Origin of the sequence: Pseudomonas amygdali (genome assembly GCF_002699855.1) — a bacterium.
Lineage (GTDB): Bacteria > Pseudomonadota > Gammaproteobacteria > Pseudomonadales > Pseudomonadaceae > Aquipseudomonas > Aquipseudomonas amygdali.
In genome coordinates this window covers 1-14,874 of the sequence record NZ_LKBW01000039.1, presented here as the reverse complement: position 1 = coordinate 14,874, position 14,874 = coordinate 1, and the positions used below count along the sequence as shown (strand labels likewise).

General features: G+C 58.5%; 7 protein-coding genes and 4 pseudogenes. 6 read left to right on the top strand and 5 right to left on the bottom strand.

Annotated features, from left to right (window positions below; genetic code table 11):
* Nucleotides 1–127: 127 nt before the first annotated feature.
* Nucleotides 128–473: pseudogene (locus AO277_RS04685) on the bottom strand (YggL family protein).
* A gap of 330 nt (nt 474–803) precedes the next feature.
* On the opposite strand from AO277_RS04685, the gene dacB reads away from it, so the two are divergent.
* Entirely contained in the window at nt 804–2,231 is a 1,428-nt protein-coding gene (dacB, locus tag AO277_RS04680; protein ID WP_044319699.1) for a D-alanyl-D-alanine carboxypeptidase/D-alanyl-D-alanine endopeptidase, read from the top strand.
* A 91-nt stretch (nt 2,232–2,322) separates the two neighbouring features.
* On the opposite strand, the pseudogene AO277_RS04675 reads toward dacB, so the two are convergent.
* A pseudogene (locus AO277_RS04675) lies at nt 2,323–4,713 on the bottom strand (sensor domain-containing diguanylate cyclase).
* Between the two features lie 140 nt (nt 4,714–4,853).
* On the bottom strand, nt 4,854–7,106 hold the full coding sequence (gene rlmKL / locus AO277_RS04670; protein ID WP_044319700.1) for a bifunctional 23S rRNA (guanine(2069)-N(7))-methyltransferase RlmK/23S rRNA (guanine(2445)-N(2))-methyltransferase RlmL: 2,253 nt from the start codon (nt 7,104–7,106) through the stop codon (nt 4,854–4,856).
* A 590-nt stretch (nt 7,107–7,696) separates the two neighbouring features.
* Here rlmKL and rmf point away from each other — a divergent pair.
* The gene (gene rmf / locus AO277_RS04665; RefSeq protein WP_002553055.1) at nt 7,697–7,912 is read left to right on the top strand and encodes a ribosome modulation factor; all 216 of its coding nucleotides are present in this window, start codon (nt 7,697–7,699) and stop codon (nt 7,910–7,912) included.
* A gap of 138 nt (nt 7,913–8,050) precedes the next feature.
* Here the strand turns inward: rmf and AO277_RS04660 are convergent, their stop codons facing one another.
* Nucleotides 8,051–9,082: a quinone-dependent dihydroorotate dehydrogenase gene (locus AO277_RS04660; protein WP_004659287.1), complete on the bottom strand. Its 1,032-nt coding sequence runs from the start codon at nt 9,080–9,082 to the stop codon at nt 8,051–8,053.
* 251 nt (nt 9,083–9,333) lie between these two features.
* Between AO277_RS04660 and AO277_RS04650 the strand changes: the two genes are divergently transcribed.
* Together AO277_RS04650 and AO277_RS04645 are read left to right on the top strand one after the other, a co-directional pair.
* The gene (locus AO277_RS04650; RefSeq protein ID WP_002553053.1) at nt 9,334–10,545 is read left to right on the top strand and encodes a CmpA/NrtA family ABC transporter substrate-binding protein; all 1,212 of its coding nucleotides are present in this window, start codon (nt 9,334–9,336) and stop codon (nt 10,543–10,545) included.
* 14 nt (nt 10,546–10,559) lie between these two features.
* Nucleotides 10,560–11,135, top strand: coding sequence for an ANTAR domain-containing response regulator (locus AO277_RS04645; protein ID WP_002553052.1), 576 nt, complete (start codon nt 10,560–10,562; stop codon nt 11,133–11,135).
* A gap of 63 nt (nt 11,136–11,198) precedes the next feature.
* Here the strand turns inward: AO277_RS04645 and AO277_RS04640 are convergent, their stop codons facing one another.
* The gene (locus AO277_RS04640; RefSeq protein ID WP_044319701.1) at nt 11,199–12,446 is read right to left on the bottom strand and encodes a glycoside hydrolase family 68 protein; all 1,248 of its coding nucleotides are present in this window, start codon (nt 12,444–12,446) and stop codon (nt 11,199–11,201) included.
* An 899-nt stretch (nt 12,447–13,345) separates the two neighbouring features.
* Here AO277_RS04640 and AO277_RS04630 point away from each other — a divergent pair.
* Together AO277_RS04630 and AO277_RS04625 are read left to right on the top strand one after the other, a co-directional pair.
* Nucleotides 13,346–14,557, top strand: a pseudogene (locus AO277_RS04630) (nitrate/nitrite transporter).
* A gap of 79 nt (nt 14,558–14,636) precedes the next feature.
* Nucleotides 14,637–14,874, top strand: a pseudogene (locus AO277_RS04625) (hypothetical protein); the annotation flags it as partial.

The following is a 14,874-nucleotide window of genomic DNA, read 5'->3' as shown; positions in this document are numbered from 1 at the left end:
CCGAGCTGGTAAAACAAGGGCCTGCCTGACGGCAGGCCCTAACCAGCCCGAACACAAAAAAACTGATACTCCCGGAACAAGCGGGGGAAAAGCAAGAGAGGCATGCGCTGGCCTGCCTCCCGTTACATCAGGCGGCCGGGTTGATTTCTTTTTCCGGGTACCAGACGTCGATCAGCGGGCTGACAGTGACTTCTGTCAGTTCACTGCGGCCTTTGAGCCAGGCTTCGACAGCAACACGCTGTTCTTCGCTGACCGAGCCACGCTTGCTCAGGCAAACCAGACCGAAGTCGTCGCCGCCCACATAACCAAGACCGTTGGCTTCCATTGCTTCTTTCAGAAAAGCGTCAAGGAAAGCATCGATTGCCTTGTCATCCAGCTCTTGCTTGAAGTCCAGGTTCAGTTCAAAACCCAATTCCTGGAACTCGTCCACACACAGTTTTTTTGCGCAGACGGCGGGAGCGGTTAGTGGCCATGGGACAATCCTCATCAATAAATATCGGGCGGCACTTTACCAGCTTGACGATTTAAAAGCCCGACAATTGCGGTCCGTCATGGATATCCGGTCTTGCGACAGTGATGCAGGCCCAATCGATAAAAAATAACGTTTACCGGCCTGCCCCCTATCACAAGCCTGCCCTGCTTGGGGCATAATGCGGGTCGTTTCATGCGTGGCACTGTATGTTACAAAAAAAGCCCGCTACGCATTCACTACTATAGTTATCAACATCGCAGCGAAATAGTTACCGAGGGAATTCATCCATGCCCTCTTTTTTATGTCCCCCCTTGCAGTAGGGTTTTATTCAATGATCAAGTCGCTACGTCCATTGTTGCTCGCGTCAATTCTTTTGCCACTGGCTCTGCCCTCCTACGCTGCCGTCATCAACACCACGCTGCCCCCCAAGGTTCAACAGGCTCTGAAAGCCAGCAAACTCGGCGATGACGCGCTTTCGCTGGTGATGTTGCCGCTCAACGGGCCGGGCACGCCGACCGTGTTCAATGCCGACGTATCGGTCAACCCGGCCTCAACCATGAAGCTGATCACCACCTACGCCGCGCTGGAAATGCTCGGCCCTACCCACCAGTGGAAAACCGAATTCTTCACCGATGGCACCCTGAGCAACGGCGTGCTGCGCGGCAACCTGTACCTCAAAGGCGGCGGCGATCCAAAGCTGAATATGGAAAAACTCTGGCTGCTGATGCGTGACCTGCGCGCCAATGGTGTGCAACAGGTGACCGGTGACCTGGTATTGGACCGCAGCCATTTTGTGCAACCGCAATTGCCCGAATTCAATGATGACGGCAACGATGATAACAAGCCGTTTCTGGTCAAGCCTGATGCGCTGATGGTCAACCTCAAGGCATTGCGCTTCGTGACCCGAAACGATGACGGCAGAATTCTGGTCTCGGTCGAGCCGCCGATTGCGACCATTCGCATCGACAACCAGGTGAAGGCGAGCGCATCAAAGCAATGCACCGGGGATGTGCGCTACAACCCGGTCACCCAGCCTGACGGCAGCGTCAATGTGACGGTGACTGGCCAGTTGGGCAACGGCTGTAATTCGCAGACCTACCTTTCGCTGCTTGACCATCCGACCTATGCGGCAGGCGCAGTACGGGCCATCTGGCAGGAACTGGGCGGCACTATCCAGGGCAAGGACCGCGTTGGCGTTTTGCCCGGTAATGCCAAGCTGCTGGCCAAGGCTTTTTCGCCGGATCTGGTGGAAGTCATTCGTGACATCAATAAATTCAGCAACAATACCATGGCCCAGCAACTGTTTCTGAGCCTGGGTGAAGAGTTCCGCAATGAAGCTGACGGTGACGACGGCAAGGCTGCCCAGCGCGTCATCCGCCAGTGGCTGGCGAAAAAAGGCATCACCGCGCCGCATCTGGTCATGGAGAACGGCTCCGGCCTGTCGCGTGCGGAACGTGTCAGTGCCCGTGAGATGGCCATTATTCTGCAGGCTGCGTGGCGCAGCCCGTATGCTGCCGAATTCATGAGTTCGATGCCGTTGGCAGGCATGGACGGCACCATGCGTAAACGTCTGAAGCGCACCCCGTTGCTGGGTGAAGCGCACATCAAGACAGGCACGCTGAACACGGTTCGCGCTATTGCCGGCTTCAGCCGCGACAGCAACGGCAACACCTGGGCGGTCGTGGCGATCCTCAACGACCCGCGTCCGTTTGGCGCATCCTCGATACTGGACGAGGTACTGGTCGATCTGTATCGATAGCCGAAACTGACCAACACCACGGTCTCGATCCAGCAATAACCACCCGCCGCTTGTAACCAGCAGACCCGCTTTCGAAGCGGGTCTGTGTGCGTCAGATCTGCTCAGGCTCGACCCGATCGCGACCGGCCTGTTTGGCGGCATAGACACCCGAGTCAGCGCGCAACAACATTGTGTCGATCCCCTCACCGGCTCTCCAGCTGGCGATGCCGAAGCTGGCCGTCACAACCTGATCGACGCCTTCGATAACCTGGTTACGCAGGCCCTCGCGCAGGCTCAAAGCCAGTTGATACGCCTGCGAGCCCCGTGTGCCCGGGCAGATCACCATGAACTCTTCACCCCCAAGGCGGCAGAACACATCATCGCTACGCAGGCGCTGGCTGATCTTTTCCGAAATCGCCTTGAGCACCTGATCGCCTGCGGCATGCCCGAAACGATCATTGATGCGCTTGAAATGATCGATATCGAGCATGATGATCGACAGGTTACCGCCGTGCCGGTCGATCCTTTTCAGCTCGGCCTGCATGCGGTCCTGGAAATAGCGCCGGTTGTAGGCACCCGTCAGTACGTCGGTGACCGACAGCGCGCGCAACTCCTGTTCGACACGCTTGAGGTCGGTGATGTCGGACACAAAACCGTGCCATAGCACGCTGCCATCTACCAACCGTTCTGGCGTGGACGCAGCGCGCAGCCAGCGCTGGCCCTTGCGTGGCAGGTCGACACGGTACTCCTCGCTCCAGGGTGTCAGATGCTTCGCGCTGGCCAGAATAGAGCTTCTGACGCGCGTCAGATCCGGTGGCTGGATACGTCGCAGAACGGCCTCGGAATCGCCCAGCAACTGCGCTTCATCGACTTCAAACAGCTCGCACATGCCAGCGCTGGCGTATCTGAAGCGCGAACTGCCGTCGATAGCCAGGTGATACTGATAAATGCCGCCAGGCACCTGCGAGCCAAGTTTTTTCAACAATTGCCCTTGTTCGGCAAGTGCTTCGTTGACGCGCTTGTGCTCCGTGACGTCGATGCACACCGCCAGATACCCGGTCCAGAGCCCCTGATCGTCGCGCACGGCGGTCACCAGCATGTTCACCACCAGGGTACTGCCGTCACTGCGCTGCAGGGTCCACTCCTGCGAAGGGTGATGACCGTCATGCACGGCGTCGAGAAACATCAGCCGGGAAGCGCTGATCGGGTGCCCGCGGTCCTTGCTCAATACACTCGCGCGGGCCTCCAGCTCGGCCGGCTGATAAAGGTCCATGAGGCGCAGCCTGCCCAGTACCTCTTCCTGAGAATAACCCAGCATTTTCTGCGCACCGACGTTGAACGTCTTGATCAACCCATCCAGGTCGGTTGCAATGATCGCCACTTCGGTCGCGGCGTCCAGCACACTGCGCAATTGACCGTGCGCCGCCCGTAACTGCTGCCCGCGCTGGCGCAACTCGCGGGTACGCTGCGCCACACGCTGCAGCGCTCGCTGACGCTGGCTGATCAGGCTGTAGAGCAACGCGCTGAGCATCAGGCTCAAAAGCCCGCCAAGCCAAAGCACCCGGCCCGGCATCATGGTCTGATTGCTCTGGCTGAAGATTTCCGTAGGGCGAACCTCGACCAGATAATCCCTGTCACCGAGGCTCAGCAGGCTGCTGGCATACAAATGATTGCGTACTGCTACGACCGGCGACTGGTAAACCTGCTCAGGCTTTGCCGGCGAACTGAGGTCAAGCATGGTGACCGCAAGATTGTCTTGCTCCGCTGTGCCGATGCTCATTAATTGCGTCAGGCTGATCACTGCAGTGACATAGCCTCTCAATTCGGAAGGCGACTGGCCGATGGAGAACACCGGCGCCACCAGCAAAATTCCGTACGTGTCTGACGGGTCAAGGGCCAACAGGCTGATACGAGGCGTTGCAACAATGCGCTTGAGCAAACGCGCACGCTCAAGGGCGACATGACGTACCGGCTCTGAGGCTATATCAAACCCCGACGGCGTCGGAACTTTGCTGAGTGTCTGGATGAATCGAACCGGAAAATACTCGTTGCGTACAGTGGCGGTTTTCAACGCACCGTTTTCATCCATTTCACGTATGGCCTATCCGGCTGAGCCCTCCTCACGCGCCTGCTGTTCAAAAGCGGCCCGCTCCGCCAGCGTCACTCTGGGGTTCCAGGCGTAGGCCTGGGTTCCAATCAGCAATGGCGCGACAAAGCCGTCGAATTCCGACTGCTCGACCTGATGGGAAAAAATAAAGAAGCGACACAGGGTGTCCAGCCGAGTGACCTGCCGGTCCAGACGCTCCTGAAGATGACTGAAGCGCTCCGCAGCAAGCATGTCGAAACGCTGGCGCAATTGACGCTGGTACAGCTCATTGTCGGCCAGCGCCAACATGATGGTAAGTGCTGCTCCGACCATCAATGCCAAAACGGCTATTGGCCACGCTGAGAGCTGGCCGTTGATGAAACTCAGAACTCTGAGCCTGAACCGTTTCGCTGTCATACACAGAAACTCATGACGCCAACATGCTGAAGCGTCAAGCTGGCTATGACTTCTGTTATAGCTATTCGCCAGTAATTTTCATAGGGAGCGATGAGCAAACCTGTACAAAACTGTTACAGGCAAGCTCATCACACACCGTATCAGGCACGCGCCATGATTTTCCAGGCGCGATGAATCTTGCCGTTGCGGGCAAAATCCTGGTCGATGGTTTGCGCGGTAATATCCTCGACCGCATAGCGCTGACTCAGATTTTCATCGAGCACGAACTTGCGGAAGTTGTTGGAGAAGTACAGCACGCCACCCGGAGCCAGACGCGCCATGGCCAGATCGATCAGCTCAACCTGATCACGCTGCACATCAAAAATGCCTTCCATGCGCTTGGAGTTGGAGAACGTCGGCGGATCAATGAAGATCAGGTCGTATTGGTCGCGATTGGCCTGCAGCCAGGCCATCACGTCGCCCTGCTCCAGACGATTCTTGTCGGAGAAACCGTTCAACGACAGGTTGCGCCGCGCCCAGTCCAGATAGGTCCGCGACAGGTCAACGCTGGTGGTGCTGCGCGCACCGCCCTTGGCGGCATGCACGCTGGCAGTCGCGGTGTAGGCAAACAGGTTCAGGAAGCGCTTGCCGGCCGCCTCGCGCTGAATACGCATGCGCATCGGACGATGGTCGAGAAACAGGCCGGTGTCGAGGTAGTCGGTCAGATTGACCAGCAACTTGACGCCGCCTTCACTGACTTCCAGAAACTGGCCCTGCGCGCTTTGACGCTCATATTGTTTGGTGCCGCTCTGACGCTCGCGACGTTTGATCACCACACGGTTCTTGTCGATGTTCAACGCCTGCGGAATCGCCGCCAGCGCATCGAACAGCCGGGCCGAAGCCTTTTCCGGATCGATGGACTTGGGCGCTGCGTAGTCCTGAACGTGAACCCAGTCGTGATACAGGTCGATCGCCAGCGAGTATTCAGGCATGTCGGCGTCATACACGCGGTAGCAATCGATACCTTCGCGGCGCACCCATTTGCCCATCAGCTTGAGGTTCTTTTGCAGGCGATTGGCAAACATCTGCCCGCCTTCGCTCAGGCGCGCCTGTTCGACCACCACCGGTTCCGGCTTGATCGGGTTGCCGTTCTTGTTGAGCTTTCTTTCAACGACTTCAACTTCGACAGGGTTTTCGCGCTCGATCTGACGCTGCTCGGGTGTGCGACGCTCGCCCGTCACGAACTGGTCAGGCGTGACCTTGATCAGCAGCAATTTGCACGGCAAGGCACCGTTCCAGAACGAATACTGTTTGTGGCTGCGAATGCCCATGCGCTTGCCCAGGTCAGGCGCGCCGGTGAACACCGCAGCTTCCCAGTTAAGGCAGGCCTGGCGCAGGCGCTCGCCCAGATTCTGGTAGAGATACAGCAGGCTGGCTTCATCACCCAGACGCTCGCCGTATGGAGGGTTGCAGATCACCAGACCTTTCTGGTTCTGGTCGGGACGCGGCTCGAAGGTCGCAACTTCGCCTTGATAGACCTTGATCCAGTCGCTCAGACCTGCACGTTCGATATTGTTGCGCCCAGGCTGGATCAGTCGCGGATCAGCCTCGTAACCGCGAATCCACGAAGGTGTTTTGGCCAACCCGGCTTCCGCGCGGGCCAGCGCTTCGTCGTGCAGCTTGCGCCACAGCGCCGGGACGTGGCCCAGCCAGGCCGAGAAGCCCCAGCGTTCACGCTTGATGTTCGGGGCGATGTCGGCGGCGATCATGCCGGCCTCGACCAGGAACGTACCGACACCGCACATCGGGTCAGCCAGCGCGCCGCCCTCGGCAGCGATGCGCGGCCAGCCAGCGCGGATCAGGATCGCGGCGGCAAGGTTCTCCTTCAGGGGCGCAGCACCTTGCTGCAGGCGATAGCCGCGCTGGTGCAGGCTGTGGCCAGAGAGGTCGAGAGACAGAATTGCCTCGCCGCGATCCAGTCGCAGGTGCACGCGCAGATCAGGGTTGATCTTGTCCACCGACGGACGCTCGCCATCGGGTGTACGCAGTTTGTCGACGATCGCATCCTTGACCTTCAATGCACCGAAGTGGGTGTTATCGATGCCTGACCCGTGGCCACTGAACTCCACTGCGATGGTGCCATCGGACTCGAGATGATCATGCCACTCGACATCGAGCACGCCGTGATACAGGTCTTCGGCATCCTTCATCGGGAAGCGCTTGAGCACCAGCAGCACGCGGTTGGCCAGCCGCGACCAGAGGCACAGCCGGTAGGCGGTCTCCATGTCGGCCGAGCCGCGAATGGCCGAAGTGTGCTCGCGGGTCTCTTGCAGACCCAGTGCCGTAGCTTCCTCGGCAAGCAGTCCTTCGAGGCCTTTGGGGCAAGTAAGGAAAAGTTCGTAGCGATCCGACATGTGTATTCCAGGGCCTGAGCCGTCAGCGGCGGGCAACGCATTGCCCTGCCAGATTTGAACAGGCGTCTTTCGTGGAGAACGCCTGCGTGGCACGTGATGTGTGCCGGTCCACCGCATGATCCTGTCATGTCATTGCGGCAGTTTTCGGGAGTATTAGAACAGATATCCGCCAGGACGATGTCGGCAATAAAAAGACGTAATTAAAAAGTCACGCTGGAAAAGTCACATTTCTACCGTGCCCATCGCGACCCTTCGTCGCTTAACCAGCCAAGGCATTAGGCCACCATACGAGACTGACAAGCGATCTCATCTGGCTCGCAAACCCCTGCGTCAAAAGGGCTGCGCCAAACAATCAGTGTTTGAACAGACCATTGCTTATTGCTCGACAGACCTGAATATGACGTGCTTATGACAAAACGATCATTCACACCGACCTGTGCTTTGGTTAGAAATCGTCTCAGGTCATCTCCGCAACGGTTATGACATCAAGGTCCGCGACGCCGGCAGCGGGCCCCAACGGCAGAAGATTCTGCCCGACCTCATCACGGGGTCTCAGGGATATTACAGTCAACAGACGAGGGCATTACCCTATGAGAAGACTTAAGCGTGATCCGTTGGAAAGAGCATTTTTACGCGGATATCAATACGGCGTTCATGGTAAATCCCGTGAGCTTTGCCCTTTTACTCTACCGTCAGTACGCCAGGCATGGATCAATGGCTGGCGCGAAGGACGCGGCGACAACTGGGACGGTATGACCGGCACTGCGGGCATCCACAGACTCAACGAACTTCACGCGGTCGGATGAGGCGATTCAAAGACTTTCAGGCCTCTGTCGGGCCACCCACATGATTGACTGATTCACACCTGTACCATGCACGCCCGACCCGGGCGGCGGGCCAACGCCCAGGGGCTCTCTCGAGGAGCCCCTTTTTTTGCCTTCGATTCAACGTACGGCCGGTGGCATTGCCGCAATGGCGTCCACCGATTCGCGAATCAGCGCAGGGCCCTTGTAGATGAAACCGGAATAGATCTGCACCAGACTGGCACCTGCGGCTATCTTCTCGGCAGCATGCCGGCCTTCAGTGATGCCACCAGCGGCAATGATCGGCAGACGACCTGCCAGCTCACCGGCCAGCACCTTGACGATGTGCGTGCTTTTTTCCCGCACCGGCGCGCCCGACAGACCACCCGCTTCATCGCCATGCGGCAGCCCTTCCACACCCTGGCGGCTGAGCGTGGTGTTGGTGGCAATCACCGCATCCATGCCCGACTCGATCAGTGCAGAGGCCACCAGCACGGTTTCTTCATCGCTCATGTCCGGGGCAATCTTGATCGCCAACGGCACGCGTCTGCCGTGCCGCTGCGTCAGTTCCTGCTGGCGCAGGCTCAGGGCCTGGAGCAGTTGCTTGAGCGAGTCACCGAACTGCAGACTGCGCAGCCCCGGCGTGTTGGGTGAGCTGACGTTGACGGTGACGTAGCTGGCGTGGGCATAGACCTTGTCCAGGCAGATCAGGTAATCGTCCACCGCACGCTCGACCGGCGTGTCGAAGTTCTTGCCGATATTGATACCCAGAATGCCGCGATACTTTGCCGCCTGGACTCGGGACACCAGGTTATCGACGCCCAGATTGTTGAAGCCCATGCGATTGATGATCGCCTCGGCATGCGGCAGGCGGAAAATGCGCGGTTTGGGGTTGCCCGGCTGTGGACGTGGCGTCACAGTACCGATCTCGACGAAGCCGAAGCCCAGCTGCGCAAAGCCATCAATGGCTGCACCGTTTTTGTCCAGACCTGCTGCCAGCCCCACAGGGTTGGGAAATTCCAGCCCCATCACACTGACCGGCAACTTCGCCGGGGACTTGCTCAGCAGACCATTGAGGCCCAGCCGCCCGCCTGCACCGATCAGGTCCAGCGACAGGTCATGAGAGGTTTCCGGAGAAAGTTTGAACAGTAACTGGCGGGCCAGGTTATACATGGCGGGATGGGCTCGTGAGCAGCTGAATTCAGGGTGGCGATTATAGACGCGTGCAGGCCTGTCAGGCGAGGCGCGCGACAAACTTGTTGCTCACTCTTCCCCGGCGATGGCATATGCCTTGCTTGAAACCGCTATCGGCACTCACTCCAACGGCGGAGCGGTGCATGGACAACGGCGTCGCTTCGACACTTGCATTGCAATGGGTCGGACGACGCCTTTTTTCTGGACGGACCTTTGATGAAGCACGCGCGATGAACGAACGAACCGGTAATGCGCTGGACTGGGTGGCCGGTAGTGACGCCCCGGAAATGAACAGCCTGGACGTGGGCTTCATGGCATTGACCGACTGCGCCCCGCTGGTGGTTGCGGCCACTCAGGGTTTCGCCCAGCCATACGGCCTGAGCCTGAACCTCGAGCGTCAGACCTCCTGGGCCGGGCTGCGCGACAGGCTGGTCAGCGGGCAGTTGCAGGCGGCACACAGCCTGTATGGTCTGATCTATGCGGTGGAACTGGGCATCAGCGGTGGTCCGGCGACCGACATGGCCATCCTCATGGGACTCAATCAGAACGGCCAGTGCATCAACCTGTCCCGCGAGTTGCAGCAGGCGGGCGTGATCACTCCTGAAGCACTGGACAAACGCGCGCACCAAAGCGGATCAAGGCTGACCTTCGCGCAGACCTTCCCCACCGGCAACCACGCCATGTGGCTCTACTACTGGCTGGCCAGCCAAGGCATCCATCCACTCGATGATGTGACCAGTGTCGTGGTGCCACCCACGCAAATGGCGCAACACCTGCAGGCTGGGCGCATCGACGGTTTCTGCGTCGGCGAACCCTGGGGCGCCAGCGCCGTTCAGCAGCAACTGGGCTTCACCATGGCGACCAGCCAGTCGATCTGGCCGGATCACCCGGGCAAGGTGCTGGGCTGTACCCGTGAGTTCGTCGAGCAGAACCCCAACACCGCCAGAGCGCTGATCATGGCCGTACTGGAAGCGAGCCGCTTCATCGAGGAAAGCGACCATAACCGGCGCAGCACCGCACAACTGCTCAGCGGTGCGGATTATCTGGATACCTCGCCGGACTGCATCGAGCCGCGCCTGCTTGGCCACTACAGCGACGGCCTCGGCAATCACTGGCAGGACCCACATGCAGTCAGTTTCCATGATCAGGGGCAGGTCAATTATCCGTGGCTGTCCGACGGTATGTGGTTCATGACTCAGTTCCGGCGCTGGGGCCTGTTGCGTGAAGACCCGGATTACCTGGCTGTCGCCAGCCGTGTCCAGCAACTGGACCTGTATCGCCAGGCAGCAGATGCGCTGGGCATCGACGCACCCACTGCAACCCTGCGCAGCAGTCAGTTAATCGATGGCAGGATCTGGGACGGCAGCGACCCCGCAGGCTACGCGCGTAGCTTCAAGCTCCACTCGCTGGCCGACAACGCGCCCGCTGTGGCCAGTCGTTGACGGAGAACGTGACCATGCTGCGTATCCTGCTTATCAATGACACGGCCAGAAAAGTCGGTCGCCTCAAATCGGCATTGATAGAGGCCGGTTTTGAAGTAATCGACGAATCCGGACTGATCATCGACTTGCCCGCCCGCGTTGAAGCGGTGCGCCCGGACGTCATCCTGATCGACACCGAATCGCCAGGACGCGATGTAATGGAGCAAGTGGTGCTGGTCAGCCGTGACCAGCCGCGGCCCATCGTGATGTTCACCGACGAGCACGATCCGGGCGTGATGCGCCAGGCAATCAAGTCCGGGGTCAGTGCGTATATCGTCGAGGGTATCCAGGCCCAACGGTTGCAACCGATTCTGGACGTGGCGATGGCCCGTTTCGAGAGCGATCAGGCACTGCGTGCGCAACTGCATGCCCGCGATCAGCAACTGGCCGAACGCAAGCGCATCGAGCTGGCCAAAGGGCTGCTGATGAAAATGAAGGATTGCAACGAGGAAGACGCGTACACCCTGATGCGGCGTCAGGCGATGAGTCGCCAGCAAAAGCTGATTCAGGTGGCCGAGCAAATTATCGCGATGAGCGAGTTGCTGGGGTAAACGAGCGAAGAACGCCTGCTCGCACAGGCGTTCTTCCGCTACCAGGTTAATGGGTGCAGTCGGTCAGCTCAGCACCACGTTCTTCATCGCGGGGATGTAGCCGTAGTCATACACTTCCTGCACAAACGAGCTATCGCCCTCCAGTAGAATCCTCACCGTCGGTGCCTCGGTACCGCCAATGCGGTAATCCTCGCCAGAGGTGGGTACGCTGTCGATGAACGAGGTCACCAGACCGTTCGGCATCACACAGTGCGAGTAAGTCTGAAATGGCTGTGCAGGCGGATTGCCCAACACCAGGCCGGAAGCGTTCATCGGCCGGTAAGGCCCGAACAAATGCTCGCCGACAAACCCGTAAACACCATCCGGACCCGTAACACCATCGGCATAAGTAAACTTGTGGCTGATGGTGAACAAGTAATACTTGCCGTCCTGAAAGACATAATGCGGGCGTTCAGTCTGATCATTGACACCTACTGCGGTGACCAGCGGCGGAAGTATTTCCCACTCATCACCACTGAGGTCTTTCGCAACGGCCAGTCCGATACAGCCGACTTGAAATCTGGCACCGCCTATTTCCTCATGACCTGGCGGAACAGGACCAAGTTCTGCGGCGCCTACTGTATGCGTGCCGCGTTCGCCGGAGACATTGCCTTCAAAAACCATGTACAACTTGCCATCATTGGGATCAATAAACGGACTGGGGTCGCGAAAGTTCCAGGTCGAGTTCTGCGCTTCGGTTTGGTAATATTTGCCGTCGGCCTCTAACAGTGTTTTCACCTCCGTAAAGTCTTTCAATTCCACGCCCTTGTCGGACGTCACAATACGGCCACGTACTTTGGCAATTGCCGCACCCGGCGTTACACAGGTGTAGTACAGGTCGATATCGCCTTTATCATTCAACAGTACGGGTGTGCCCGCCCACTCCCGGGTGGTTGGCGACACACCTTCGGCCATTACCCGGCCACCAAAGATCCAGTCCTTTCCGGTGCGCGAGTACCAGTAGCACATGCGTGCCCGGCCATGACGATCTTCCCAGTCACGCTTGATGTCATAGCGGCCATTGGCACCGACATACTGCGGATCGTCGGGGTGGCGGTCAGCCGTCAGCGTGACGATCACCGACCAGCCGTTGACTGAAACCACGGTGCCGTCAAACTCGCGCAACGGCATGGTGTCCCAGATGAATACGGTATCACTCATGACCGGAAAATCCGGGCTTACCAGAGGCTGCGTGGTAGTCGGATCATTTTCATTGACCTTCAGCGCATCAGCTCTGGACCAGATGGCGGGTGCGTAATTGATGTTACTCATGATGATGTCCTTTATTGGCGCCTGCAATGAAGCGCGAAGAGGAAGACAGCCCGGTCGGCGCGGCTGTATTGCCGGGAGGTACCCGGGATCGGTGTTTCAAGCCCTTGGGGGCAACTGAAAACCGGAAAAAGAGCGAGTAAACGATTACTTTTTAAAAAGTAAACATTTATCGAAATTGACAGGCAATTTGCAATTACAGATCGCCGCAGTGAAGAGTAAATTCATTTCCTGATGGATGAGCCGTGTTAATTACGGTGCAATGAATGCTGTCAGAGATACCGGGCAATGTAAATTAAATATTGAGACTGGTGTTATCGTACAACCTCAATAAACAGAATATTAATGAATATTAACACTTATTGATCAGCGCTATTAAAACCGTCATACAAGCACGTCAAAACAGCATCACAATGACAGTACTTAACACCAAAACTAATGGCACCTGAAATAATAATACCGCCATTGAACTTTAATAAACTCTTCAATGGCCATGCGTGATCTTGCCCTTTCAGGCTGCAGACTGTCGCTCGCGGCACGCCCTGTTTTACAGCGCTTTGCTGGCGAGCGCCCGCTTCAAGGTCACTGACCGGCCCTCGCCTGCTTCCCGGGAATCACCCAAACCCGCTCGCAGCTTGCGGCTAATCGCTTGCAACGCCATTGGCCCATCTCTTGCTTTAGCAATCGCACGGTAGCCAACGGCGGCTATCACCTTTTTACGACAAAGACGTCGCTCATCTCTTTCCGCTCACTTGGACAGAGAGGCGACGTTTTTTGCGTTTTGGCCCCGGCGACGGGGCCGGTGGAGTCGCCGTCATTCGGAACACTCCACCACAGCGTCTGGAAAACCCGTGTCGCGGTCATGGCCCGACTGACTAACTAGCAGATGATGAGGTGTACACATGGATACAAGCTTCTGGAAGGCAGGCCATAAACCGACCCTGTTTGCGGCGTTTCTCTATTTCGACCTGAGTTTCATGGTCTGGTATCTGCTTGGCCCGCTGGCGGTGCAGATTGCCACTGACCTGCACCTGACCACTCAGCAACGTGGCCTGATGGTCGCCACGCCGATTCTGGCGGGTGCCGTGCTGCGCTTTTTCATGGGCCTGCTGGCGGACCAGCTGTCGCCCAAGACCGCTGGCATCATTGGCCAGGTGATTGTCATCGGCGCACTGCTGGCGGCCTGGCAACTGGGCATTCACACCTACGGCCAGGTACTGCTGCTGGGCCTGTTCCTGGGTATGGCCGGTGCTTCATTCGCCGTCGCGCTGCCCCTGGCGTCGCAGTGGTATCCACCGCAGCACCAGGGCAAGGCGATGGGCATAGCCGGTGCGGGCAACTCGGGCACCGTACTGGCAGCATTGATCGCGCCGGTACTGGCCGCCAGTTTCGGCTGGGGCAACGTATTCGGCCTGGCGCTGATCCCGCTGGTTCTGACCCTGATCGCTTTCACGCTTATGGCGCGCAACGCCCCGGAGCGCAGCTAGCCCAAATCCATGGCGGATTACCTAAAGGCGCTGGGTGATCGTGACAGCTGGTGGTTCATGTTTTTCTACAGCGTGACGTTCGGCGGCTTCATCGGCCTGGCCAGCGCCCTGCCCGGCTATTTCAACGACCAATATGGCTTGAGCCCGATTACTGCCGGTTACTACACCGCTGCCTGTGTCTTCGGCGGCAGCCTGATGCGCCCGCTCGGTGGCGCGCTGGCTGACCGCTTTGGCGGGATTCGCACATTGACCGTGATGTACGCCGTTGCGGCCATCGGTATCGCGGCGGTGGGTTTCAACCTGCCAAGTTCGTGGGCAGCACTGGCTCTGTTCGTTGCCGCGATGCTGGGCCTGGGTGCCGGTAATGGCGCAGTCTTTCAGCTGGTTCCGCAGCGTTTCCGCAAGGAAATCGGGGTCATGACCGGCCTGATCGGCATGGCGGGCGGCATCGGTGGCTTCCTGCTGGCAGCGGGTCTGGGCACCATCAAACAGAACACTGGCGATTACCAGTTGGGCCTGTGGCTGTTCGCAGGCCTGGCAGTGCTGGCCTGGTTCGGTCTGCTGAACGTCAAGCGTCGCTGGAGAACCACCTGGGGTTCGGCGGCTGTGACCGCGGCGCGAGTCTGAACCGCCGATGACGCTGCAACTGCAGTTCGCTCAATTCAGCGCCAGCGGTCCGCGCGCAGAAAATCAGGATGCTCTGCGCCTGGTGACTCCGGCCCCGACACTGGCCGCAAGCAAGGGCTATCTGTTCGCCCTTGCCGACGGCGTCAGCCAGTGTGCTGATGGCGCACTGGCTGCGCAGTCCACGCTACAGGCGCTGGCGCTCGACTATTACGCCACGCCGGAATGGTATGACCCCCGAAGGTTGGACGCAACCTTTGGAGGCGTCATGGGTAAATATACAGTGCAGGCAAAACTCGCAGCCGTGAAAGAATATTGTG

Excerpts from the sequence above, each read along its gene's own strand:
- AO277_RS04650 (WP_002553053.1), top strand. The coding sequence starts at position 9,334 with ATGAACGAACGAACCGGTAATGCGCTGGACTGGGTGGCCGGTAGTGAC.
- AO277_RS04645 (WP_002553052.1), top strand. The coding sequence starts at position 10,560 with ATGCTGCGTATCCTGCTTATCAATGACACGGCCAGAAAAGTCGGTCGC.
- AO277_RS04660 (WP_004659287.1), bottom strand. The coding sequence starts at position 9,082 with ATGTATAACCTGGCCCGCCAGTTACTGTTCAAACTTTCTCCGGAAACC.
- rlmKL (WP_044319700.1), bottom strand. The coding sequence starts at position 7,106 with ATGTCGGATCGCTACGAACTTTTCCTTACTTGCCCCAAAGGCCTCGAA.
- rmf (WP_002553055.1), top strand. The coding sequence starts at position 7,697 with ATGAGAAGACTTAAGCGTGATCCGTTGGAAAGAGCATTTTTACGCGGA.
- dacB (WP_044319699.1), top strand. The coding sequence starts at position 804 with ATGATCAAGTCGCTACGTCCATTGTTGCTCGCGTCAATTCTTTTGCCA.
- AO277_RS04640 (WP_044319701.1), bottom strand. The coding sequence starts at position 12,446 with ATGAGTAACATCAATTACGCACCCGCCATCTGGTCCAGAGCTGATGCG.